The sequence below is a fragment of the Microbacterium sp. CCH5-D1 genome (assembly GCF_001557335.1).
Taxonomy (GTDB): Bacteria; Actinomycetota; Actinomycetes; order Actinomycetales; family Microbacteriaceae; genus Microbacterium; species Microbacterium oxydans.
The window spans coordinates 1-21,983 of the sequence record NZ_LSJW01000168.1; the positions used below are offsets into that span (position 1 = coordinate 1).

Sequence of the window (21,983 nt, forward strand, 5' to 3'; positions counted from 1 at the left end):
CCCCGCCGCGTCGGCGACGACCTCCATGCCCTTTCCCCCCTCCCCCTGCGCTGGGCTTGACCAGCAGCGGATATCCGACGGTCTCGGCCTCTTCGGCGATCTCGGTGTCGGACAGTCCCTTGGCATCGAAGCCGGGGACGACGGGGACCCCGTACCGCAGCACATGATCGCGGGCGCGGGCCTTGTCTCCCATGATCTGCAGGGCGTCGACGGAGGGACCGATGAAGACGACCCCGCTCTCCTCGCAGGCCTCGGCGAGTCCGACGCTCTCGGAGAGGAACCCGTAGCCGGGGTGGATGGCCTGCGCACCGGTGGCGCGCGCCGCGGCGATGACGGCGTCGATGTCGAGGTAGGAGTCGGCAGCGGGCGCTGGCCCGATCCGCACGGCCAGATCGGCCTCGCGGACATGAGGGCTCGTCGCATCGGCGTCGCTGTAGACGGCGACGCTGCGGATGCCGAGCGCCCGCAGCGTGCGGATCACCCTGCGGGCGATCTCCCCGCGGTTGGCGACGAGGACGGTGTCGAAAAGGACGTCGGACGACGTCGGTGTCGGATTCATGGACAAGGCACTCACATCCGGAAGATGCCGAAGCGCGGTTCGGGCAGCGGGCTGCGGGAGACGACGTCGAGGGCGAGGCCGAGGAGGTCGCGGGTCTGGGCGGGGTCGACGATGCCGTCGTCCCAGAGCCGCGCGGTCGCGTAGTACGGCTCGCCCTGGTGCTCGTACTGTTCCCGGACCGGGGCCTCGAAGGCTGCTCGCTCCTCCGCCGTCCAGGAGCCGCCCCGTGCGGAGAGCTGGTCCTCCCTGACAGTGGCGAGCACCGACGCGGCCTGCGCGCCCCCCATCACGGAGATGCGGCTGGCGGGCCAGGTCCACAAGAACCGCGGCGAGTACGCGCGCCCGCACATCGAATAGTTCCCGGCTCCGAAGGATCCCCCGATGATGACGGTGAGCTTCGGTACACGGGTGCTGGCGACGGCCGTGACCATCTTGGCGCCGTCCTTGGCGATGCCGCCGGCCTCCGCGTCGGAGCCGACCATGAAACCGGTGATGTTCTGCAGGAAGAGCAGAGGGATCCCCCGCTGGTCGCAGAGCTCGATGAAGTGGGCGCCCTTGAGCGCCGACTCGCTGAAGAGCACGCCGTTGTTCGCGACGATGCCGACGGGGTGACCGTGGAGACGGGCGAAGCCGGTGACCAGGGTCGTGCCGTACTCGGGCTTGAACTCGAGGAACGAGTCGCCGTCGACCAACCGCGAGATGACCTCGTGCACGTCGTACGCGGCATTGACGTCGACAGGGACGGCGTCGTAGAGGCTGGACAGCTCGGAGGGAGCGCGGCTGCCGAGCACCTCCCAGGCCGGGGCGGCGGGAGGAGGGAGCGTGGCCACGATGTCGCGGAGGATCTCGAGGGCGTGCTCGTCGTCTTCGGCGAGATGGTCGACCACGCCGCTGCGTCGTGCGTGCAGCTCGCCGCCGCCGAGTTCCTCCGCCGTGACGATCTCCCCGATGGCGGCCTTCACGAGCGGGGGGCCACCGAGGAAGATGGTCCCCTGGCCGCGCACGATGACGGTCTCGTCGCTCATCGCCGGTACGTAGGCGCCGCCGGCGGTGCACGAGCCGAGAACGGCGGCGAGTTGCGGGATGCCCTCCGCGGACATGCGCGCCTGATTGAAGAAGATCCGCCCGAAGTGCTCGCGGTCCGGGAAGACCTCGTCCTGCTTGGGGAGGAACGCGCCCCCCGAATCGACGAGGTAGAGACAGGGAAGGCGATTCTCCAGCGCGATCTCCTGCGCGCGAAGATGCTTCTTGACGGTGAGGGGGAAGTACGTGCCGCCCTTGACCGTCGCGTCGTTGCAGACCACCATGACGTGCCGCCCGTGCACGAGACCGATACCGGCGATCACGCCCGCGCCCGGCGCCTCTCCCCCGTACAGGCCGTCAGCCGCGAGGGGCGCGACCTCGAGGAAGGGGCTGCCCTCATCGAGCACACGGGTGACGCGATCGCGAGGGAGCAGCTTCCCTCGCGCCAGGTGACGCTCGCGAGAAGCGTCCGGTCCTCCGCGCGCGGCGGCGGCGAGGCGGTCTCGCAGTTCGTGCGCGAGCGACTCCTGGGATGTCGGCATCGTGATGTCCTCCTCGACCCACGTCCGCCCTGGGCCGAACCCTGGCGCGGTGCATGCACTTTCGGTTAGTGTTCACTAACCCGTTGATTCAGGTTAGCGAGGATTAACTGAGATGACAAGCCCGGTCACCGCCCGAGACCGCGCCAAGGCCGAACGGTCCGATGCGATCCTGCACGCCGCAGCGCGACTGTTCGCCGCGCGCGGGTACAGCGGCGTGAGCCTGGAGGACATCGGCGCTGCCGTCGGTGTGTCCGGCCCGGCCGTCTATCGTCATTTCGCCGGTAAGCAGGCTCTGCTGGGAGCGGTCCTCGTCAAAGTCAGTCAGGACCTCATCCACGGCGGACGCCGCGTCGCTGACGAGGCCCCGACGCCCGACGCGCGCATGCGTGCGCTGATCGAGTTCCACGTGGACTTCGCCCTGGGTAACGCCGAGGTGATCCAGGTGCAGGACCGCGATGTCGCGTTCCTGTCCGATGCCGACCGCGCCGAGGTACGCCGCCTGCAACGCGCCTACATCGAATTGTGGATGGCGGCCCTGGCTCCGTTGCATCGAGGCGGCACGGACGGCGCCGATCCGGACGAGCTGCGTCTGCGCGTGCAGGCCTGCTTCGGACTCATCAACTCCACGCCGCACAGCACGCGTGCGGCGGCCAGACGGCACTCCGCCACCGCGACCGTGTTGATCGCGATGGCGGATGCTGCCGTGCGCGCGACTAGCTGAGGAGCATCGCCCGCCCCGGCTCCTCGAGGAGGTCGGCCACATCCTTCAGGAACCGGGCGCCCTCCGCGCCGTCGACCATCCGGTGGTCGAAAGAGAGACTGAGGGTCATCAGCTGCCGCAGCGCGATCTCGCCCCGGTGTTCCCAGGGCTGACGACGTACCGCGCCCACGGCCAGGATCCCGGACTGACCGGGGGGAAGGATCGGCGTACCGGCATCGACACCGAACACGCCGATGTTGGAGATCGAGAAGGTGCCACCCGCGAGCCCCGCCGGCGAGGTCTTCCCCGAACGCGCGACCTCGGCGAGGGATTTCACGGCGTCCGCGAGTTCGGTGAGTGTCAGCCGCTCGGCATCTCTGATCATGGGGACGATCAGTCCGCGCTCCGTCGCCGCCGCGATCCCGAGATCGACGTAGTTGTGCTGGACGATCTCGCCGGCGGCCTCATCCCAACGCGAATTGAGGCCAGGAGTCCGCCCGAGAGCGAGGCAGACCGCCTTCGCCACCACGGCGAGCGGCCCGATCCGATGTGCGCTCAGCGATCGATCTTCGCGGAGACTCGACAGCAGATCCATGGTCGCGGTCACGTCGACGGTATGGAAGACGGTGACGTGCGGGGCCGTGAAGGCGCTCTGGACCATCGCCGCCGCCGTGTGCTTGCGCACTCCGCGGATGGGGATCCGGGTCTCGCGCTCCTCGCCGGCGAGTGCGGCAGGGCTGGCCGGAAGTGCAGCGGACGACGTGGAATGCACGCCGCCGCCGGCGCGATCGTGCGCGCCGACGCGTTCCGCATAGGCGTCTACATCGTTGCGGGTGATGAGGCGGTCGCCCACTTCTGCCGCAACCAGCACGAGATCGATGCCGAGCCTCTTCGCGTGGGCGCGCACCGGGGGCGTCGAGCGTGGGCGCTCGATCACGGCGTCGACGGCTGACGGAGCAGCGTCGTGCGGTGCCGCCTCGAGAACGGCCGTGTCGATGGTGGCCGGAGCGGACGCGCCGATCCTCCGTGCCCGCCGCGCTGGTCGCCCTGAGCTCGTGGGCGCGGCGCCGTACCCCACCAGGTTCGGCTCGGCCTTCTCCCCAGGCTCCGAGGAGGGCGACGGGGCCGCCGGCTCCTCCCCCACGACATCGAAGGCGATCAGAGGAGCACCGACGGCGATGGTCTGTCCTGCTTCCGCGTGCAACGTCGAGACGATGCCCTCGTAGGGCGAGGGCAGCTCGACGACCGCTTTCGCGGTCTCGACTTCTGCGAGCGTCTGGTTGAGAGTGACGCTGTCGCCGGGAGCGACGAGCCAGGTCACGACCTCGGCTTCTGTCAGTCCTTCCCCGAGGTCGGGAAGGCGGAACTCCGCGATCATGCCTCTGCTCCCGTCAGGCTGTTCGGCCGGTCCAATACCCGGTCGACGGCGTCGAGCAGTCGATCCAGGTCCGGGAGGTGGTACTTCTCGAGCTTCGCGGGCGGGTAGGGGATGTCGTGGCCGGTGACCCGCAGTGGAGCCGACTCGAGGTACTCGAAACAGCGCTCCGTGATGCTCGCGATCACTTCCGCGGCCACTCCCGCTTCCCGCGACGCCTCGTGAGCGACCACGACGCGGCCCGTCTTCCGCACCGAAGCCGCGACGGAGTCATAGTCGACGGGCGAGAGGGAACGGAGATCGATGACCTCGAGCGACGTTCCCTCATCCGCCGCGGCGTCCGCTGCCTGCAGCGCGGTGGACACCATGGCGCCGTACGTGATGAGGGTCGCATCCGTCCCGGTCCGCACCACGCGCGCGAGACCCATCGGCGGCGCGTCGGCCAGCGGGGCTTCGAGGTCGACCTCGCCCTTGTGGTGGTACAGCCGCTTCGGCTCGAAGAAGATCACGGGGTCGTCGGAGGCGATGGCCTGTCGCAGGCTTCGATACGCGTCCTCCGGGTTCGAGACCGCGATCACGCGCAGTCCTGCCGTGTGCACGAAGTAGGCCTCCGGAGACTCCGAGTGATGCTCGGCAGCGCCGATGCCGCCCGCCCACGGGATCCGGATGGTGATGGGCATCTTCACCCGGCCCTGAGTGCGGTAGTGCAGCTTCGCGACCTGAGCGACGATCTGATCGAAGGCGGGATACACGAAGCCGTCGAACTGGATCTCGACGACGGGTCGGTAGCCGCGGAATGCGAGGCCCACCGCCGTGCCGACGATTCCGGACTCGGCGAGCGGCGTGTCGATCACGCGCGCAGCGCCGAACTCGTCGAGCAGTCCGTCGGTGATGCGGAAGACGCCTCCCAGCTTGCCGATGTCCTCCCCGAGCAGCACGACCTTGTCGTCATCGCGCATCGCCTGGCGGAGACCGGCTCCGAGGGCCTTCCCGAGAGTCAGCTCGGTCATGGTCACACCTCGCTCTCGAAGGTGGCGAGGTACGAGGCGTACTCATCGCGCTGCCGCTCGAGTCCGGTGTGCGGCTCCGCGTAGACGCCGTCGAACACGGCGAGTGCCGGCCGTGTGACCATGCCGAGGCACGCGGCACGCATCTCCTTGGCGACGAGATCGGCTGCGGACTGGGTCTCGGCGGCGTGCTCTTCGGCGAGCTCCCCGCTGGCGCGCAGGTGTGCCTCCAACCGCGCGATCGGATCGCGACGGCGCCAGGAATCCAGTTCCTCCTGGTCGCGGTAGCGGGTCGGATCGTCGGCCGTGGTGTGCGGACCCATGCGATAAGTGACGGCTTCGATGTAGGCGGGGCCCTTGCCGGACCGCGCGTGGTCGAGAGCCCAGCGCATGGCCGCCATGCAGGCGAGCACGTCGTTGCCGTCCACCCGCAGGCTGGGGATGCCGAATCCTGGCGCCCTTCCCGCGATCGGATACTGCGACTGCACGGCGACCGGCTCGGAGATCGCCCAGTGGTTGTTCTGACATACGAAGACGACCGGCGCCTGGTACGACGCGGCGAAGATCATCGCCTCGTTCACGTCACCCTGGCTGGTGGCTCCGTCACCGAAGTAGGTCACCGCCACCTCGTCAGCGCCGTCGTGCTGGATGCCGAGCGCGTAGCCGACCGCGTGCAGTGTCTGCGCTCCGATGATGATCTGCAAGGGAGCGACACCGAGGTCGGCGGGATCGTGAGCCGCACCTTCCTCACCGCGCCACATGCGCACGTAGTCTCCGGGTTCCGCGCCCCGCGCGTAGATGACTCCGGTCTCCCGGTAGCTGGGGAACACGAAGTCCTCGGGAGCGAGGGCACGGGCCGTGCCGATCTGCGTCGCTTCCTGTCCCTGGCAAGGCGCCCAGAGTCCGAGCTGTCCCTGGCGCTGAAGCGCGACACCCTCGGCATCGATGCGGCGGAGGATGACCATGTCCCGGAGCAGAGAACGCAGCTGCTCGGCATCGACGTCGGCGACGAACGGGTCCAGCCGGGGGTTCGGGATGCGGCTTCCGTCGGGGTTCAGGAGGCGCTCCGAGAGCTCCAGATCCTGTGCCGTGTCTGCGATGGGCGTGGCCTGCGGTGACATCGTCGTCCTCCTCGTCCTCGGCGGCCCTCGTGAGGCTCCGCGCACTGATGCCAGCGTCATCACCGGCATGGTCTGAGAGTACGTCCGGTCAACACCTCGCTCAAGCATTCCAAGAGCGCTTGAGCATGTTGCTCAATTTCGCTCGAGAGAGTGCTGCTAAGGTTTGGCACTATGCCAGGACTGGACCGCATAGATCTCGAGCTTCTCGCCGCGCTCGCCGACGACCCGCGCACGACGATCGTCGCGCTCGCGGAGAACCTGGGGCTCTCGCGCAACACGATCCAGGCGCGGATGGCGCGGTTGGAGCAGAGCGGGATCTTCCTGTCCTACGAGCGGTCCTTCTCGCCCGATGTGCTCGGTTTCCCCTTGCAGGCCTTCGTGAGCATCGGGGTCCGTCAGACGGAACTGCCCCGCATCATCAACGAGCTTTCCCGGATCCCTGAGGTCGTGCAAGCGCACGGCCTCAGCGGATCGATCGATCTGCTCGCGCGCGTGGCCTGCCGCGATGCGCGACACCTCTTCGACACGGACGCGCGCATCCTGTCCATCGAGGGCGTCGAACGCACGGAGACGTCGTTGGCGATGGGTGAGGTCATCCCGTTCCGTGTGGCGGGCCTCATCGGCCTCGCGCGACGGGAATCCTGAGGAAGCGGCGAACGGCTCCCGCAGCTTCGGCCGGGGTCTCGTAGTGGATCAGGTGTCCGACGTGCGCGATCTCGACAAGGCGGGCGTCCGGGAACATCGTCGCCAGCCTCCGCTCCGCTTCGATGGGTGTGATGTCGTCCCGCTCTGCTGCGACGAGCAGTGTCGGAACGTCGATCTCGGGGGCGAACTCGCGTACGTCGTGCGAAACGCTCGTGACGAAGGCGTCCCGGAGTACATCCCGATCCGAGAATCGGGAGAAATAGGTGTCGTGCTGGTCGTGGATGAACCGGCGGAGTTCCGGATCCCTCGTCTTGGCCATCGTGATGCTCATCACGCGGACGATGATCCGGTTGCGCAGCAGGGCCGTCCCGACCTTCTCGGGGAGCCTGGCGCCGAGAGCGTAGTAGAGGACCGCAAGTCGTGTCATCAGTCCCTTCGGCCCCTCGAGCGCCGGCGCACCGATGGGGTTCAGCAGGATCAGGCGCGGGGTCTGCAGTCCGCGTGCCACGGCGGCTGAGGCCACGATCGAACCGAAGGAATGGCCGAGGATCACGGCACCTGGGGCGACTTCGGCGACGAAGTCGGTGAGCCACTCCGCATACTCGTCGAGATCATGCGTGCGTCGTGGCACAGGGGCAGACTCGCCGAAACCGGGAAGATCCGGCGCGATCACCCGCACCTCGGGCAGGAACGCGAGCACCGGTTCGAGGCCGTGGTGCTCCCCTCGGAAACCGTGCACCGCGACGACCGTGGTGTCTGCGTCGTCGGGGCCGTACGCCCAGTATGCCGTGGTCCCCCCATGCACCTCGACCTCGCGACGCTGCACGGGAAGGCGACGAAGACGGTCCGCATATGGGGAAGGCACGCTCATACTCCCGAGTCTACGAGCGGCCTCGCGGGTTCTGGTGCATCCCGGAGACCTGCACGGCGGAGGCTCAGGCATCGTGGGATACGCTCCTGATCGTGCGCTTTCGAGTGGGATCGACGCGCGTAGCACGAGGAGTAGCCCATGCAGTTCACGTCCACCGATCTGGCCCAGGTGGAGTCCACATGGCAGCAGTACGTTCCGTCGTCGTCGCTGCAGGATGCGGATCCGCGCAGCTTCCGCTTCGACTGGCGATCCGAGGAACTCGGCACCGCGTCCCTGATCGACTACCGACTCACCGCCAAGGTGCACTCTCGGGCAGAACCTCAGGAGCAGCTGCTGGTGTGTCGGGTCGACGCTCCCGATGCGCGTGTCTGGTCGGGACGCGAGTCCCTGGATGCAGGCTCGGCCTGGATGTCCGACGGCACCGAGGTCGAAGCCCGATGGGACCGGACAGCGCGCGTACGGGCGTTCGTGTTCGATCACCGCGCCGCCCAGGCGCGCGCGAGGCAGATCACGGGTGATGACCGACGGGAGTTGCGCACGACGGGGTTCGTGCCGCACTCCCCTGCCGACGCTCGGCGCTGGGAGCGGATGTTCGAGTACGTGGATCAGTCCGTGAACGCGGGGCCGACCGATCATCTGCTCCTCGCCGAACTCGAACGGCACGCCCTGACGATGACGCTTTCGGCGTTCCCGACCACATTCACCGACTCCCTCAGGCGGCCGGCACAGCGAGCCGGAGCGCCGGCCTCGGTCCGTCGTGCGCTCGCCTACATCGACGCGAATGCGCACCTGGCGATCACCATCGATGACGTCGCCGCCGCGTCGTACATCTCCACACGGGGACTGCAGTACGCCTTTCGACGAGCGTTGGACATGACGCCCGCCGACGCTCTGCGGCGGGCGCGCCTCGACGGGGCGCACCGTGATCTCCGCAACGGCGAGGGCCGATCGGTCGCCGAGATCGCGCGCCGCTGGGGCTTCAGCAACTCGTCTCGCTTCACTGCGGCGTATCGTGACGCCTACGGTGCAGCGCCCGTCCTCGCCTCGTGATCGTGACGCTCGCCTTGTGAACGTGACACTCGCCTTGTGAACGTGACACTCGCCTTGTGAACGTGACACTGAGCGAACAGATTGTTCGCTCAGCGCAATGTGGGGCGTCAGGCGCAGGGTGCGCGTCGATTTGTTGGCTAGAGTTCGAATTCCCGGACCACTTCCCGGTCCGTCGAGCATGCCATCGAGGAGAACCATGGCCCGCCCCCTGACCGTCGTGTCCCGCCGCCACTGCTGATGGGCAGCCTGTACTACGGCGACACATCGACGCCGATCTACATCGAGGATCGCGCTTTGGCGCACCTCAAGGTGGTCATCGCCACCAAGCTCCGCCGGAACGAGAGCTTCACCCTCTCCTGGCGTCACCCCGAGGGTGAGGCCCCTGGGCGATCGACCCTCTGGCTCCACCCGTCGATTCCTCTGAGGTTCGTCTTCCAGGAACCGGAGTCTCCCGATCTGAGCCGGAGGTGGATCGAGGAGCTCGCGCACTCGGCGAGTTCGAGCGGCGGCATCGTCCTGGTCGAGGAGCACCTCGAGACCATCGCGCCGGACTGATCACCGCCTCGCACTGACGGCGTCGGACACTGTGGTGACCGACGCCGTCAGTGCGTGCACTCAGAAGCCGGTGTCGCTCACAGGGCGGCGCAACTCACAGGGCGGCGCAACTCACAGGGCCTCGTCGCCGCTGGAGCTCACGGAGCGACGAGTGGTCGGCTCCCCCGTGGCGGGGTCGACGTATGTGCGTGAGACCGTCTCCGTTCGCCGGCGACGCGCGAGCAGCACGATGCCGATGAGGAAGATGATGACTCCTGCTCCCATCAGGATGTAGCCGACCATGTCGAGGTCGACCCAGGGAACGTCGACGTTGATCGCGAAGACGAGGATCGCCCCGATCACGAAGAGCGCGATTCCGCTGCCGATGCTCATTGTTCCTCCTGTCTCTGCGGCGCGGTGCCGCACTTCGGAAGCATGGCGTGGGGTCGCGGCGCCGAGGAGGGGCTTGACATCGGCGCGAACCCTTCTCCTCCGCGGCGCTCCGCGCGTCAGGCGGCGTCGACGGTCGGCTGCTGCAGCCAGAGGTCGGGGCCGAAGACCTCGTAGGCGATCCGCTCCGCAGGTATCCCCCGGCCGATCAGAGTCGCCCGGACAGAGCGCATGAACTCGAGAGGGCCGCACATGAAGACGACCGCGTCGTCCGGGAGCTCGACATTCGAGAGGTCCATCCGCCCGGGGAGCGCGGGGTGGAGGGTCGGGGCCGCGTCCGCCCCGTCCGCGTACCAGTTCTGCGCCTTGGCATCCTTCATCGCGAGCACCTGTCGCCGCAAGGAGGGATACAGCACATGGGCGTCGTGGTTCCGGTCGGCATGGAAGAGTCGGATGGTGCGGTCCGGGGCGCGACGGGACAGATCCTCGACGATTGCGGTGATCGGTGTGATGCCGATGCCTGCGGAGACGAGGACGAGGGGATGCCCGGTGTCATCGAGCACGACGTCACCTGCTGGTTGGGACACATCGAGCACGGTGCCGGGGTGGGCGTGCTCGTGGAGCCAGGTCGAGACCTGACCGTCGGGGACGCCTGCACTGCCGCGGACACGCTTGACGGTCACGCGCAGCGCATCGCCTCGCGGACCGGAGGAGATCGTGTACTGGCGGGGCTGTCTGGACCCGTCCGGCAGGTCCACCGCGATGGCGACGTACTGCCCCGTCCGATGTGACGCGACGACGCCGTCGACAGGCGCGAGGAGGAGCGAGATGACGTCGTCCGACTCGACGACGCGCTCCACCACCCGATGTTTGCGCCACGGATGGGCGGGATCGGTGCCGCCCTGCGCGTACAGCTTCGCCTCTTCGGCGATGAGGGAGCACCCGAAGAGCCAGTAGACCTCGTCCCAGGCGGCTCTGACCTCTGTGGTCACCGCATCGCCGAGCACCGTCTGCACCGCATCGAGGAGGTAGTGGCCGACGATCGTGTACTGGCGTGCCTGGACACCCAGCGAGACGTGTTTGTGGGCGATCCGACTCATGATCGGCGTGAAGTCGGGGGCGTCCGGGTCGATGAGGTGCACGGCGAAGGCGACGACCGACGCGGCCAGAGCTCGCGGCTGCTCGCCGATAGCCTGGTTCGCACGGTTGAACACCCGCAGCAGTTCGGGGTGCGCGGTGAACATCTCCCGGTAGAACAGCGTGGTGATCTCATCCGCGTGCGCGGCTACGACTCCTGCGGTCGCACGTACGACCGCCTCGGACTCCGTTGAGAGCTTCATGACTTCCCTTCTCTTCAGCGTCATGGTCGTTCCACCATCGCCGGACCAGACGGAGTGCGCGCGCCCTTTCACCGGGTTATTTCCGGCCGAAACGCGCCCTCCTCTCTGCCGGCGTGCTTATCCTCGCCCCATGCCCCGTCGAGCCCATGACTTCCGAGGTCTGACCCAACCGCGGCGCCTGCGCCTGCTCCGCTCCATCCAGGAGAGGCCCGGCCGGGACGCCGGCGCGCTCGCCGAGGAGAGCGGGATCCCGTTGAACACCGCACGTGACCACCTGCGGGTGCTCGAAGACGAAGGCCTGATTCGCAGTGAGCCCGTCAACACCGGCCATCGCGGTCGTCCACCCCTCGTCTTCCACCCTGTGCGTGAGACATCGTCGAGCCAGAGAGCACGGTCACGGGTCGAAGGCGCCGATGTGAGGGGCCGCATGCTCCGCGCCGTGACGTCGGAGAGTCCGCGCCTCGGCGAGCAGGCCCTCCGGCAGGTTGACGTCCTGTACGAGCACCTCGACGATGCCGGTCTGAACCCCGTCGTCGACGAGGAAACGCTCCGATTCGATCTTGCTCCCTGCCGGTACCGCGGCCTGCTCGCCGAGGATCAGGCGCTCGTATGCGCCGTGCATGCGCAACTCGTGCGCGATGTGCTCCGACTGGGCGATGGTCCTCTGGAGATGCGGCGACTCGATCCGTTCGTGACGCCGCATCGCTGCACGCTGCTGCTGTCATCGAGCGACCAGGGATCCGCTGAGGATCGCGAGTAGGGCGGGTCGGACTTGAACCGACGATCGTTGGGTTATGAGCCCACTGCCTTAACCAGCTTGGCCACCGCCCCGTACGGGTCCCAGCCTAGCGGCCGGGGCGCTCACACCCGCGTCGCCGCCGAGTGCGTCTGCGAGTGTCCGAGATAGATGTCGGCGTTGGCCAGGAGTTCCGCTCGCTCCTCTTCGCTGAGCGCTCGACGCACCTTCGCCGGCACGCCGGCGACGAGAGAGCCTGCGGGGATCTCCGTCCCGCCGAGGACGACCGCTCCTCCGGCGATGAGACATCCTTCGCCGATGACGGCACCGCTGAGTATCACCGCCCCCATTCCCACCAGGCTTCCGTCGCCGATCGTGCAGCCGTGCACGACCGCGTTGTGTCCGACCGAGACCTTGGAGCCGATCACCACAGGATGCGCTGCATCGACGTGGACGGAAACGTTGTCCTGGAGATTGGAGCCGGGGCCGATGACGATCTGCGCCGAATCCCCGCGAAGGACGGCGTTGTACCAGACGCTGGAGCCCGCCGCGAGGCTGACGTCGCCGACGATGCGAGCGCCGTCGGCGACGAATGCCGTCGCGTCGATCGACGGCGTACTGTTCGGCAGGGCGAGGATGGAGGCTCCGGACGCGATGCTCATGAGGCGAGACTACCCTCACTTCCGCGGAATCACGCGGAAGTGAGCCGAGCCTCAGCTTGCTTGCGGAATGTCTGACGCTGAGTAGCGTTGTCTTCATCAGATACGAGAAACCGTTCCGGAGGAGCACAAGATGAGCAAGGCACAGACCGTTTCCACCACCGCCATCGACCCGACCGTGGCTGCAGGGGCGGCCCAGTTCCTCTCCCCTGTCGTCCTCGGTCTCCAGGCACTGACCATCAACGGCAAGCAGGCCCACTGGCATGTCCGCGGCGCGAACTTCGTCGGCGTGCACGAGCTGCTCGACACGATCGTCGCCCACGCCGGCGACTTCGCCGACACCGCCGCTGAGCGTATCGTCGCTCTCGGTCTGCCGATCGATGCACGCGTGAGCGCCGTCGCGGAGAAGGCGGGCTCGACGTCGGTCGCGGCCGGCTTCGCACAGTCCGACGAGCTGATCCGCGCGGTGATCTCCGACATCGACGCCATCCTCGTCGACGTCAAGGCCGCTGTGGAAGGCCTCGACGAGGTCGACCTCACCAGCCAGGACGTCGCGATCGAGATCCAGCGCGGCCTCGAGAAGGACCGTTGGTTCCTCGTCTCGCACATCGCGGCCTGATCGCAGACATCGTCTGAACGTGGCAAGGGCGGTCCTCGGTTCTCCGAGGGCCGCCCTTGCTGCACGAGTAACCCATCAGTGCGCGTGTGTGACGTATCCCCGCAAGACGGTGGAGAGCACGCTCATCGACCGCAGAGCCGGCCCCGTCGACGTCAGCGGGTCCGCCGCACACAGGACGATGTCGGCGGGCTCACCCGGCCGCAGCGAAGTACGCACGCTCGCTTCCAGTGCCTGGGCGACCGTGATCCGCTCTTCCGGATGCCATGCTGCTCGCGCGTCGGCCGTCCGGGACACCGCTGCGGAGATGGCCTGCCACGGATCAAGCGGGGCCACCGGGGCGTCGGAACCGAAGCGCAACTGTGCCCCTGATGCGCGCAGTGATGCGAGGGGATAGCCGATCGAGGTCTGCTCCGACCAGTGCCGGTCCACCAGATCGCGATCATCGACGGCGTGCTGCGGCTGAACGCTGGCGATCACACCGAGGCGAGCGAACCGCGCGAGGTCGGTGTGTCGCACGAGCTGGACATGCTCTATCGATCCGGCTGCGCCCGTGGTGGTGAAGGCATCCAGCGCCGAGGTGATGGCCCTGTCGCCGATCGCGTGCACCGCCACCCCCAGTCCTGCGCCGGTCGCGCGGGTGAGGAGGTCGACCAACTCGTCGGAGGGCACCGTGAGCATGCCGAAGTTGCCGGGATCTCCCGGGTAGGCGTGCGAGCACGCGGCTGTCCGAGTGCCCAGGGAACCGTCTGTGATGATCTTCAGCGGCCCGACGCGCACGAGCCCCGCCCCGCGGGCCGGAGTCTCGGTCAGTTCATGGAGTTCACCCGTGCGGAGCCCGGCGTCGATGGCGCGTTCGAGGTCGAACGGGTACACCGCGAACTCAACGCGATGGGAGGCGAAGCCCGCCTGCACCCGTCGCGGCCACGCTTCCGCACTCCACGCCATGTCGAAGTCGACGAGGCCGGTGACACCTCGTGCCGCGGCCTGCTCCCCTGCCCGCACCATCGCACGGTCACCATGAGCGGCGTCGACGGCATTGAGGCGCCGCGAGATCTCGAAAGCATCGGTCTCGCGCAGCACGCCGTCCTCGCTGCGGAAGCCCTCACGAGCGAGTGCAGCGCTGTTCAACCAGACGCTGTGGACGTCGGCGTTGATGAGGTAGGTGGGAACGCCGCCGGTGGCTGTGTCCAGGAGTTCGAGTGACGGACGATCCGGCCACAGCGCATCTCGGAAACCGGTCCCGACGCGTCGACCGTCCGCCAGCGGGGGAACACCACTCATCGCACCCGCGGCGGCCGCTGCGGATTCCGCGTGTCCGAGCGGCGCGCGCTCCGATGTCAGCGCCCATTGGACGGTGTGGACGTGGTTGTCCCAGAGACCGGGAACCGCCCAGGCGCCGTCGGCGGCGAGGGCGCGGCCGCGGGCGGACAGAGCACCGGTCGGGGCGATGTCGACTATGCGTCCATCGGCGATGAAGATGTCGACCGGTTCGTCGTCCATCAGGAACTCGCGTCCTGGTCCGGCGATCCGCACGGCTGTGATGGTGTCGATGGCGGCGCCGCGTTCGGTCACTGCTGTACCCCTCCTCGGCGTGCGTCCTGCGCGCGCCGCATCTCCGCGGCGAGGGCCGGGTTCGCATAGGGCCCGTCGCCGGAGAGCTCCTCGATCACCGTCTCGATCGTCTCCGGCGCCTTGTTCTGGCTGAGCTTCCTCTTGGCGACGACTCGTGTCGGTGTCAACCGGAAACCCACCGTTCCCGCGGCCAGCCGCTCCACGTAGGCCGCGTCGTTGGGGCGCTCCCACATGCGTCGCGGTTCCGGCATCAGGGATTCGAAGTGCGCGACGAGGCGGTCGAGCACGACGAGGTTCTCCTCGGCGCTCAGGATCTCGGGAACGCCGGACAGATGGACAGCGGTGTAGTTCCAGGTCGGCACCGCGGGCACATCGCCGTACCATCCGGGCGAGATGTAGCCGTGCGGGCCCTGGAAGGCCACCAGCATCTCTCGGTCCTCCCCCAGCCCGTGGATGAGGTCGTCAGGACGACCCACGTGACCCACGACGGTGAGGTCGTCGTGGGCGTCATCGAGCAGGACGGCGTAGTGCGAGGCCACGAGCCCCTCTCCGCCAGAGCTCATGATCGTCGCCCAGGGGTTCGCCTCGATCACGCGGCGGATCTCGGGCACATCGGCCAGCGTGAAGCTGGGATTCTGTCGCATTCGATCAGCCTAGATCCGGTGGTGGCGGCGCGGGCGGATCACGCTTGGCAACGCGGGCACCAGTAGAGCTTCCGAGCGCCGATCTCCTCCAGCGCGATCTCGGTCCCGCAGATACGGCAGGGCAGACCAGCGCGGTGATAGACCCAGTGACGATCGTCCCGGTTGGCCATGGCGGCGCGGTAGTCCGCGCCGGTCAGACCGTCCATCGTCATCATCTGCCCCGTCTCCACACCGATGGCGAGCAGACGCACCCAGTCGTGCCAGAGCGCGCGCACGACGTCTTCGGGAACGTCGCGACCCGGCGTGTGCGGGTTCAGCCTCTGCCGGAACAGCATCTCGGCGCGGTAGACGTTCCCGATGCCGCTCACGACCGACTGGTCCATGAGCAGGAGTGCGATCACCGTCGGCTTCTTCCTGACAGCGCGGACGAAACGCTCCTCGTTCTCGACCGGATCGCCGACCAGGGGGTCAGGGCCCAGTTTTGCGACGGTCGCGAACATCTCCTCAGGTGTCTGCAGGACGCACGCGGTCGGCCCTCGGAGGTCGGCCGCAGTGATGTCGGTCATCAGACGCAGTCGAACCTGACCGACCACGGGCGGCGGCCACTCCATGCCCTCATCAGCGAGCCCCTTCGTCTGCTCGGACATGCGCACGTGCACCCGCGTGCGTCGGGGCGCACCGATCGAGGACAGCGAGTTCTCCCCCGCATCATCGAGGATCGGGTCCTCGAGGATCGTGCCCCGCTGATTGGTCTGGCCCATGCGGCCGTTGGCGGAGGCGATGGTCGGGTCGACGACGATCTCACCGGCGAAGTCCCACGCTCCATACAGGCCGAGATGCACCCGGAGCCACAGGTCGCCTTCCGTCTCCAGGAACATCTGCTTGCCGACCGCCTGCACGCTCACCGCGGCACGGCCGTCGAGCAGGGATGCTCCTTCGGCGAACCGACCCTGCGGGCTGGAAGCGCTCAGCGTCTTGCCGACGAAGTTGCGGTCGAACTGCCGAGCGATCCGGTGGACGGAATGACCCTCGGGCATGTCAGGCCCGCGGGTCCGGGAGCAGTGAGCCGTCGCGTTCGAAGTCGGCGATCTGTCCGATGCGCCGCACGTGGCGCTCGTCGCCCGAGAACGGGGTCGTGATGAAGCGGTCGATGAACGAGGTGACCTCGTCGTACGTGTGCTGACGCGCGCCGATGGAGATCACGTTCGCATCGTTGTGCTCGCGGGCCAGCTCCGCGGTCGAGAGGTTCCAGACGAGCGCGGCACGTACGCCCTCGACCTTGTTCGCGGCGATCTGCTCGCCGTTTCCGGAGCCGCCGAAGACGACGCCGAGCGCCTCGACGCCCGCACGCCGATCGGCGATGACGGCCTGCGCCGCGCGGATGCAGAACGCCGGGTAGTCGTCGACCGCGTCGTACTCGACGGGGCCGTGATCGACGACCTCGTGCCCGGCGGCGCGCAGATGGTCCTGCAGCTGCGTGGAGAAGTCGAGGCCCGCGTGGTCGGTGGCGATATGGATGCGCATGTGTCCCATCCTAGAAGCGCGCGCCGCTCACCGAGAGGTCACGGAGCGACGCCTGCGGCAGCCGGTTTGAAGCCCGCCCGGATGTTCTCGCAACAACCGGGGCGGCACACGTCGAACCCGCCGGGAAGGGAAGTGACGTGAGCGCGTTCCTCGTTGGGACGCCCCTGGAGGCGCTCCTCGATCAGATCGACGATGCCCGCGACGAATGCCGGCGATACGCCGGGGGTCGGAGTACGGGTGAAGGAGAGTCCCGCTTCCTCCGCGGCCTCCGCCGCCTCGGTGTCGAGGTCCCACAGGACCTCCATGTGGTCGCTCATGAATCCCACCGGCACGACGGCGACGGCCTTGCGTCCGCGCTCGGGCAGCTCGCCGATCACGTCGCAGACATCGGGCTCGAGCCACGGCTGCGAGGCGGGACCGGAGCGGGACTGGTAGACGAGCTCCCACGACACATCGGCGGCCGCCGGGACGGTCTGGCGGACGCGATCCATGACCCACGCGGCGACGGCGAGGTGCTGCGCGGCATAGGCGCCGCCCTCACCCCACTCGATGTCGCGGGCACCCGAGCGCTCGGCGTCGGCGGTGGGGATGCTGTGCGTCGAGAAGAGGATCTGGATGTCCGCGGCTGCGATGCCTTCGGCGAGGAAGTTCTCGATGGCCTCACGGACACCGGTCTCGAACGCCTCGACGAAGCCGGGGTGATCGTAGAACGGGCGGATCTTGTCGATCGTGACGGTCTCGCCCAGGCCGGTCTCCTCCAGGATGCGGGCGAAGTCCTCCCGGTACTGGCGGCAGCTGGAGAACGAGCTGTACGCACTCGTGGCGAAGGCGAGCAGGGTGTTGTGCCCGTTGCCCGATGCCTCGGTCACGACCTCTTCCAGGTACGGCGCCCAGTTGCGGTTGCCCCAGTAGACCGGGAGCGTGATGCCCCGCTCGGCGAGAGCGTTCTGCAGCGCCTCCTTGAGCACGCGGTTCTGACCGTTGATCGGACTCACCCCGCCGAAGTGGCGGTAGTGGTGCGCGACTTCCTCGAGCCGCTCGTCGGGGATGCCGCGGCCGCGCGTCACGTTCCTGAGGAACGGGATCACATCCTCCTGGCCCTCGGGCCCGCCGAATCCGGCGAGCAGGATCGCGTCATAGGCGACCGGTGCGGTCACGAAAGGTGCACCACCGGAGGCAGCAGGCGAGGCAAAGGGGACGACATTCGGCTCGATCGCAGTCACCCGTCCATCCTCCCACTTCTACGGAGTGCCGGAGTGCGCGCGAGCACCGCTTCTATCCGATTCCCCTGCACCGCGATGGAGATCGGGCATTCCCCGCACTGGCGTAGGCTGTCAGGGTTGCCGTCGGCGCCAACTGCGCCCAGCCCCGGTGACATCCCCTCACCCCTGGGAGTACAGCTGTGCCTGGAGAGAACCTCACCCGTATCGAAGCGCAGGAGCGCCGCGACGTCGTCGACACGCAGTCCTACGAAGTCGCCCTCGATCTGACCAAGGGCGCCGAGGTCTTCGGCTCTCGGAGCGTCGTCCGCTTCACCGCCACGCCCGAGAGCTTCACCTTCATCGATCTGATCGCGCGGGAGGTCCGTGAGATCTCCCTCAACGGGGAGCAGCTCGACCCCAACGAGGTCTTCGCCGACTCGCGCATCACGCTCGAGGGACTGCAGGCGGAGAACGTCCTCGTCGTGGACGCCGACTGCGAGTACACGAACACCGGCGAGGGCCTGCACCGTTTCGTCGATCCCGTCGATGGCGAGGTCTACCTCTACTCGCAGTTCGAGGTGCCCGACTCGCGTCGGGTGTTCGCGGTCTTCGAGCAGCCCGACCTCAAAGCGACGTTCCAGTTCACCGTGACCGCACCGGCCGCATGGAAGGTCGTCTCCAACTCGCCCACCCCCGAGCCCATCGTGCACGACGATGACGTCACCGCCACGTGGGGCTTCGAGCCGACGCCGCGCATCTCCTCGTACATCACGGCGTTGGTCGCCGGTCCCTACGAGTCGACCTTCTCGGAGCTGACGAGCGCCTCCGGCCGCGTCATCCCCCTCGGCGTGTACGGCCGCAAGAGCCTGTGGCAGCACCTCGACGCCGACTACATCTTCGACAAGACCCGCGAGGGCTTCGCCTACTTCGAGTCGAAGTTCGGCGTACCGTACCCGTTCGCCAAGTACGACCAGCTCTTCGTGCCGGAGTTCAACGCCGGCGCCATGGAGAACGCGGGAGCCGTCACCTTCACCGAGACCTACGTCTTCCGCAGCAAGGTGACGGACGCCGTCAAGGAACGTCGCGTCGTCACGATCCTGCACGAGCTCGCTCACATGTGGTTCGGCGACCTCGTCACCATGAAGTGGTGGAACGACCTCTGGCTGAACGAGTCGTTCGCCGAGTGGGCCTCGACCATCGCCACGGCGGAGGCCACCGAGTGGACCGAGGCATGGACCACGTTCAACGCCATGGAGAAGACCTGGGCCTACCGCCAGGACCAGCTCCCCTCGACCCACCCGATCGTCGCCGAGATCAACGACCTCGAAGACGTGCAGGTGAACTTCGATGGGATCACCTACGCCAAGGGCGGCTCCGTCCTGAAGCAGCTGGCCGCCTGGGTCGGTATCGAGGCGTTCTTCTCGGGCGTCTCGCAGTACTTCCAGAAGCACTCCTGGGGCAACACGGAGCTCAGCGACCTGCTCACCGAGCTCGAAGCCACCAGCGGCCGCGACCTCGGCACGTGGTCCAAGAAGTGGCTGGAGACCGCCGGCGTGAACACGCTGGAGCCGGTCATCGCCGAGGGCCACGACGGCACGATCTCGCGCTTCGCGATCACGCAGACCGCTCCGGCCGACTACCCGACCATCCGTCCGCACCGTCTCGGCATCGGCTTCTACACCCTCACGGACGGCTCGCTCACCCGCACGCACTACCTCGAAGTGGACGTCGACGGCGACCGCACCGAGATCCCCGAGCTGCAGGGCCTCACCCGCCCCGACCTCGTGCTCCTCAACGACAACGACCTCGCCTACGCGAAGATCCGCCTCGACGAGAAGTCTCTGGCCACCGCGATCGCACACCTCGCCGACATCCACGACCCGCTCGCCCGTTCGCTCGTCTGGGGCGCGGCATGGGATCAGACCCGCGACGCCGAGACCGGCGCTTCCGAGTACATCGACCTCGTGCTCGGCAACATCGGGCGTGAGACCGAGTCGACGACGGTGCGCACCACGCTCGCGCAACTGCGCACCGCGGCGAACCTCTACGTCGCACCGGCCGACCGCGAGGCCGCGCGCCTCAAGGTGGCGGATGGTCTGTGGAGCCTGGCAGAGTCGGCCGACCCCGGCAGCGACAGCCAGCTGCAGTTCGTCACGGCCTTCGCCAACGCTCTGGTCACTCCTGAGCACGCGGGCATCGTCGGACGTCTGCGCTCCGGTGAGGACACGCTCCCCGGGCTGGAGATCGACGCTGACCTGAACTGGCAGCTGCTCGCCGGGCTCGCCACGATCGGCGCGACGGACGCCGCCACGATCGATGCCGCTCTCGCCGCGGACAACACCGCCAAGGGCGGGGAGTTCGCGGCTCAGGCACGCGCGTCCCTGCCGGACTCCGCCTCCAAGAAGGCCGCGTGGGCGTCGTTGATCGAGCGCGATGATGCTCCGAACACGATCGTGCGCTCCGCAGCACTCGGGTTCACCCACCCGGCGGGGGCTGCGGTGCTCGAGGAGTTCGTCCCGGCGTACTTCGACATGCTGCTGCCGATCTGGGAGTCGCGGACCTACCAGATCGCGCAGTACCTGATCGTGGGGCTGTTCCCGACCGCACTGGCGGACATCGCCCTGCGCGACGCGACCCGCGGCTGGCTCTCGGAGCACCAGGATGTCGCCCCTGCTCTGCGACGCCTCGTGCTCGAGAACCTCGCCGATGTCGAGCGCGCCCTGGCCGCGCAGGCCCGCGACGCCGAGGACTGATACCCGAACACCAGCGAAAACGGAGACCATCCGCTCTGATCCCTCTGTGTCCACCAATGACACGCTGCGGTCGGGCCGGATGGTCTCCGTTTTGACGCGGGGTTCCACCCAGCCCGCACAGAGGCCCGCTCGCTAGGATCGGAGGTGATGATTCTTCCCTCCACTGTCACCGAACCACCTGCGGAGATCCCCCTCCCCGACTGGGTGAAGGCGCTGCTCGCCTGGCTCGGCCAGGTCGGCATGAATGCCCTGACGGTCGCCATCATCATCGTCAGCTGCATCGTGATCGGGCTCGTCCTGCGGCTCGTCATCCGACGTGTGGTGCACCGCATCGTCGACAGCGCGAAGAACAAGGCGTCGGTCGACGACACTCAGGCACTCGAGCGCTCTCCGCTCGCGGATATGCGCCTGGTGCAGCGCACACGCACGCTCGGCACCATCCTGCAGAACATCGTGAACGTGATGCTGGTCGTGATCGCGATCGTGCTGATCGTGAACGCGCTCGATTCGAGTCTGCTCGGCTCGCTGACCCTCCTGACCGCTGCGGTCGGCGCTGGTCTCGGTTTCGGCGCCCAGAACATCGTCAAGGACGTGCTCAACGGCATGTTCCTCGTGGCCGAGGACCAGATCGGCATCGGCGATGTGGTGGATCTCGGTCTCGCGAGCGGTGTGGTCGAATACGTGAGTGTGCGCATCACCCAGGTGCGCGACGTCAACGGCACGCTCTGGTACGTGCGCAACGGTGAGGTGACCCGGATCGGCAACATGTCGCAGGGGTGGGCGCGCTCCATCATCGACATCGGCGTGCCGGCCGACTCCGACCTCGAACAGGTCGAGCACATCATGCTCGAGACCGCGCAGGGACTGTCGAAGGATCCGAAGTGGCGTACGCGCATCATCGAGAAGCCCGAGCTGTGGGGCTTGGAGTCCATCGACGGGGACGCGCTCGTGGTGCGTATCGTCATCAAGGCCAGGGCCAATGCCAAGGACGACGTGGCCCAGGAGCTGCGTCGCCGCCTGCGCGCTGCCCTCCTCGAGAAGGAGATCGGCGTGCCCCGAATGGTCGACGTGGTGCCGACGGGGCTCGACGGTGCACGGCGGGTCCGCGGTGCGAACC

General features: G+C 67.8%; 22 protein-coding genes, 1 tRNA gene and 1 pseudogene. 8 read left to right on the plus strand and 16 right to left on the minus strand.

Annotated elements, in window-relative coordinates; all coding sequences use genetic code 11:
• The coding region (locus tag AX744_RS10205; protein WP_331709304.1) for a biotin carboxylase N-terminal domain-containing protein at nucleotides 1-559 on the minus strand (559 nt) is incomplete at its 3' end.
• Between the two features lie 11 nt (nucleotides 560-570).
• Entirely contained in the window at nucleotides 571-2,124 is a 1,554-nt protein-coding gene (locus tag AX744_RS10210; protein ID WP_061016702.1) for a carboxyl transferase domain-containing protein, read from the minus strand.
• Between the two features lie 112 nt (nucleotides 2,125-2,236).
• Between AX744_RS10210 and AX744_RS10215 the strand changes: the two genes are divergently transcribed.
• A complete protein-coding gene (locus AX744_RS10215) occupies nucleotides 2,237-2,845 on the plus strand; it encodes a TetR/AcrR family transcriptional regulator (protein WP_058631159.1) in 609 nt (202 codons plus the stop codon).
• On the opposite strand, the gene AX744_RS10220 is transcribed toward AX744_RS10215, so the two are convergent.
• The 3 genes from AX744_RS10220 to pdhA are packed head-to-tail and all read right to left on the minus strand — an operon-like array spanning nucleotide 2,838 to nucleotide 6,327.
• Nucleotides 2,838-4,202, minus strand: coding sequence for a dihydrolipoamide acetyltransferase family protein (locus tag AX744_RS10220; RefSeq protein ID WP_061016704.1), 1,365 nt, complete (start codon nucleotides 4,200-4,202; stop codon nucleotides 2,838-2,840). The genes AX744_RS10215 and AX744_RS10220 overlap by 8 nt on opposite strands.
• Entirely contained in the window at nucleotides 4,199-5,209 is a 1,011-nt protein-coding gene (locus AX744_RS10225; RefSeq protein WP_045265268.1) for an alpha-ketoacid dehydrogenase subunit beta, read from the minus strand. The genes AX744_RS10220 and AX744_RS10225 overlap by 4 nt, the downstream gene beginning before the upstream one ends.
• Before the next feature lie 2 nt (nucleotides 5,210-5,211).
• On the minus strand, nucleotides 5,212-6,327 hold the full coding sequence (gene pdhA, locus AX744_RS10230) for a pyruvate dehydrogenase (acetyl-transferring) E1 component subunit alpha (protein WP_061016706.1): 1,116 nt from the start codon (nucleotides 6,325-6,327) through the stop codon (nucleotides 5,212-5,214).
• 171 nt (nucleotides 6,328-6,498) lie between these two features.
• Here pdhA and AX744_RS10235 point away from each other — a divergent pair, with 171 nt between their 5' ends.
• Nucleotides 6,499-6,972: an Lrp/AsnC family transcriptional regulator gene (locus AX744_RS10235; RefSeq protein WP_045265266.1), complete on the plus strand. Its 474-nt coding sequence runs from the start codon at nucleotides 6,499-6,501 to the stop codon at nucleotides 6,970-6,972.
• Here AX744_RS10235 and AX744_RS10240 read toward each other — a convergent pair.
• The gene (locus AX744_RS10240) at nucleotides 6,944-7,843 is read right to left on the minus strand and encodes an alpha/beta fold hydrolase (protein WP_058631156.1); all 900 of its coding nucleotides are present in this window, start codon (nucleotides 7,841-7,843) and stop codon (nucleotides 6,944-6,946) included. The genes AX744_RS10235 and AX744_RS10240 overlap by 29 nt on opposite strands.
• Nucleotides 7,844-7,981: 138 nt before the next feature.
• Here AX744_RS10240 and AX744_RS10245 point away from each other — a divergent pair, with 138 nt between their 5' ends.
• Nucleotides 7,982-8,893, plus strand: coding sequence for a helix-turn-helix transcriptional regulator (locus AX744_RS10245; protein ID WP_061016708.1), 912 nt, complete (start codon nucleotides 7,982-7,984; stop codon nucleotides 8,891-8,893).
• 237 nt (nucleotides 8,894-9,130) lie between these two features.
• Nucleotides 9,131-9,448 (plus strand): DUF7882 family protein, encoded by a 318-nt coding sequence (locus tag AX744_RS10250; RefSeq protein WP_046747021.1) that lies wholly within the window; start codon nucleotides 9,131-9,133, stop codon nucleotides 9,446-9,448.
• Between the two features lie 111 nt (nucleotides 9,449-9,559).
• Here the strand turns inward: AX744_RS10250 and AX744_RS10255 are convergent, their stop codons facing one another.
• Both AX744_RS10255 and AX744_RS10260 read right to left on the minus strand, forming a co-directional pair.
• Nucleotides 9,560-9,820, minus strand: a complete 261-nt coding sequence (locus AX744_RS10255; protein ID WP_046747022.1) for a DUF6458 family protein — start codon at nucleotides 9,818-9,820, stop codon at nucleotides 9,560-9,562.
• Between the two features lie 116 nt (nucleotides 9,821-9,936).
• Nucleotides 9,937-11,181: a globin domain-containing protein gene (locus AX744_RS10260; RefSeq protein WP_265333148.1), complete on the minus strand. Its 1,245-nt coding sequence runs from the start codon at nucleotides 11,179-11,181 to the stop codon at nucleotides 9,937-9,939.
• Nucleotides 11,182-11,287: 106 nt separating this feature from the next.
• On the opposite strand from AX744_RS10260, the pseudogene AX744_RS21850 reads away from it, so the two are divergent.
• Nucleotides 11,288-11,461, plus strand: a pseudogene (locus AX744_RS21850) (helix-turn-helix domain-containing protein); the annotation flags it as partial.
• A 90-nt stretch (nucleotides 11,462-11,551) separates the two neighbouring features.
• On the opposite strand, the gene AX744_RS20990 reads toward AX744_RS21850, so the two are convergent.
• The 3 genes from AX744_RS20990 to AX744_RS10280 form a co-directional block, all read right to left on the minus strand.
• Nucleotides 11,552-11,860: a hypothetical protein gene (locus AX744_RS20990; RefSeq protein ID WP_227751213.1), complete on the minus strand. Its 309-nt coding sequence runs from the start codon at nucleotides 11,858-11,860 to the stop codon at nucleotides 11,552-11,554.
• Nucleotides 11,861-11,914: 54 nt separating this feature from the next.
• Nucleotides 11,915-11,988 (minus strand) — tRNA-Ile (locus tag AX744_RS10275).
• Between the two features lie 30 nt (nucleotides 11,989-12,018).
• Nucleotides 12,019-12,555 (minus strand): gamma carbonic anhydrase family protein, encoded by a 537-nt coding sequence (locus tag AX744_RS10280; RefSeq protein ID WP_061016715.1) that lies wholly within the window; start codon nucleotides 12,553-12,555, stop codon nucleotides 12,019-12,021.
• A gap of 130 nt (nucleotides 12,556-12,685) precedes the next feature.
• On the opposite strand from AX744_RS10280, the gene AX744_RS10285 reads away from it, so the two are divergent.
• Complete coding sequence (locus AX744_RS10285; RefSeq protein ID WP_046747026.1) at nucleotides 12,686-13,171, plus strand: Dps family protein; 486 nt, start codon at nucleotides 12,686-12,688, stop codon at nucleotides 13,169-13,171.
• A gap of 75 nt (nucleotides 13,172-13,246) precedes the next feature.
• Here AX744_RS10285 and AX744_RS10290 read toward each other — a convergent pair whose 3' ends face one another.
• From AX744_RS10290 to AX744_RS10310, 5 genes are read right to left on the minus strand one after another with little or no spacing between them, the layout of a single operon-like run.
• On the minus strand, nucleotides 13,247-14,743 hold the full coding sequence (locus AX744_RS10290; RefSeq protein ID WP_061016717.1) for an amidohydrolase: 1,497 nt from the start codon (nucleotides 14,741-14,743) through the stop codon (nucleotides 13,247-13,249).
• Nucleotides 14,740-15,387, minus strand: coding sequence for an FMN-binding negative transcriptional regulator (locus AX744_RS10295; RefSeq protein ID WP_046747028.1), 648 nt, complete (start codon nucleotides 15,385-15,387; stop codon nucleotides 14,740-14,742). The genes AX744_RS10290 and AX744_RS10295 overlap by 4 nt, the downstream gene beginning before the upstream one ends.
• A gap of 38 nt (nucleotides 15,388-15,425) precedes the next feature.
• Entirely contained in the window at nucleotides 15,426-16,424 is a 999-nt protein-coding gene (locus tag AX744_RS10300) for an Fpg/Nei family DNA glycosylase (protein ID WP_061016718.1), read from the minus strand.
• Between the two features lies 1 nt (nucleotide 16,425).
• Nucleotides 16,426-16,911, minus strand: a complete 486-nt coding sequence (locus AX744_RS10305) for a ribose-5-phosphate isomerase (RefSeq protein WP_061016721.1) — start codon at nucleotides 16,909-16,911, stop codon at nucleotides 16,426-16,428.
• Between the two features lie 38 nt (nucleotides 16,912-16,949).
• The gene (locus AX744_RS10310) at nucleotides 16,950-18,134 is read right to left on the minus strand and encodes a ferrochelatase (RefSeq protein ID WP_061016723.1); all 1,185 of its coding nucleotides are present in this window, start codon (nucleotides 18,132-18,134) and stop codon (nucleotides 16,950-16,952) included.
• Nucleotides 18,135-18,313: 179 nt separating this feature from the next.
• On the opposite strand from AX744_RS10310, the gene pepN reads away from it, so the two are divergent.
• Nucleotides 18,314-20,866, plus strand: a complete 2,553-nt coding sequence (gene pepN / locus AX744_RS10315) for an aminopeptidase N (protein ID WP_061016724.1) — start codon at nucleotides 18,314-18,316, stop codon at nucleotides 20,864-20,866.
• A 147-nt stretch (nucleotides 20,867-21,013) separates the two neighbouring features.
• Nucleotides 21,014-21,983, plus strand: a 970-nt coding sequence (locus AX744_RS10320; RefSeq protein WP_157543576.1) for a mechanosensitive ion channel family protein, incomplete at its 3' end; no start/stop codon positions are given.

What these genes read in the sequence shown, in the direction of transcription:
- AX744_RS10210 (WP_061016702.1), bottom strand. Translation starts at nt 2,124, where the DNA reads ATGCCGACATCCCAGGAGTCGCTCGCGCACGAACTGCGAGACCGCCTC.
- AX744_RS10235 (WP_045265266.1), top strand. Translation starts at nt 6,499, where the DNA reads ATGCCAGGACTGGACCGCATAGATCTCGAGCTTCTCGCCGCGCTCGCC.
- pdhA (WP_061016706.1), bottom strand. Translation starts at nt 6,327, where the DNA reads ATGTCACCGCAGGCCACGCCCATCGCAGACACGGCACAGGATCTGGAG.
- AX744_RS10305 (WP_061016721.1), bottom strand. Translation starts at nt 16,911, where the DNA reads ATGCGCATCCATATCGCCACCGACCACGCGGGCCTCGACTTCTCCACG.
- AX744_RS20990 (WP_227751213.1), bottom strand. Translation starts at nt 11,860, where the DNA reads ATGCGGCGTCACGAACGGATCGAGTCGCCGCATCTCCAGAGGACCATC.
- AX744_RS10225 (WP_045265268.1), bottom strand. Translation starts at nt 5,209, where the DNA reads ATGACCGAGCTGACTCTCGGGAAGGCCCTCGGAGCCGGTCTCCGCCAG.
- AX744_RS10245 (WP_061016708.1), top strand. Translation starts at nt 7,982, where the DNA reads ATGCAGTTCACGTCCACCGATCTGGCCCAGGTGGAGTCCACATGGCAG.
- AX744_RS10215 (WP_058631159.1), top strand. Translation starts at nt 2,237, where the DNA reads ATGACAAGCCCGGTCACCGCCCGAGACCGCGCCAAGGCCGAACGGTCC.
- AX744_RS10280 (WP_061016715.1), bottom strand. Translation starts at nt 12,555, where the DNA reads ATGAGCATCGCGTCCGGAGCCTCCATCCTCGCCCTGCCGAACAGTACG.
- AX744_RS10260 (WP_265333148.1), bottom strand. Translation starts at nt 11,181, where the DNA reads ATGACGCTGAAGAGAAGGGAAGTCATGAAGCTCTCAACGGAGTCCGAG.
- AX744_RS10220 (WP_061016704.1), bottom strand. Translation starts at nt 4,202, where the DNA reads ATGATCGCGGAGTTCCGCCTTCCCGACCTCGGGGAAGGACTGACAGAA.
- AX744_RS10250 (WP_046747021.1), top strand. Translation starts at nt 9,131, where the DNA reads ATGGGCAGCCTGTACTACGGCGACACATCGACGCCGATCTACATCGAG.
- AX744_RS10240 (WP_058631156.1), bottom strand. Translation starts at nt 7,843, where the DNA reads ATGAGCGTGCCTTCCCCATATGCGGACCGTCTTCGTCGCCTTCCCGTG.
- AX744_RS10255 (WP_046747022.1), bottom strand. Translation starts at nt 9,820, where the DNA reads ATGAGCATCGGCAGCGGAATCGCGCTCTTCGTGATCGGGGCGATCCTC.
- AX744_RS10285 (WP_046747026.1), top strand. Translation starts at nt 12,686, where the DNA reads ATGAGCAAGGCACAGACCGTTTCCACCACCGCCATCGACCCGACCGTG.
- AX744_RS10300 (WP_061016718.1), bottom strand. Translation starts at nt 16,424, where the DNA reads ATGCCCGAGGGTCATTCCGTCCACCGGATCGCTCGGCAGTTCGACCGC.
- AX744_RS10295 (WP_046747028.1), bottom strand. Translation starts at nt 15,387, where the DNA reads ATGCGACAGAATCCCAGCTTCACGCTGGCCGATGTGCCCGAGATCCGC.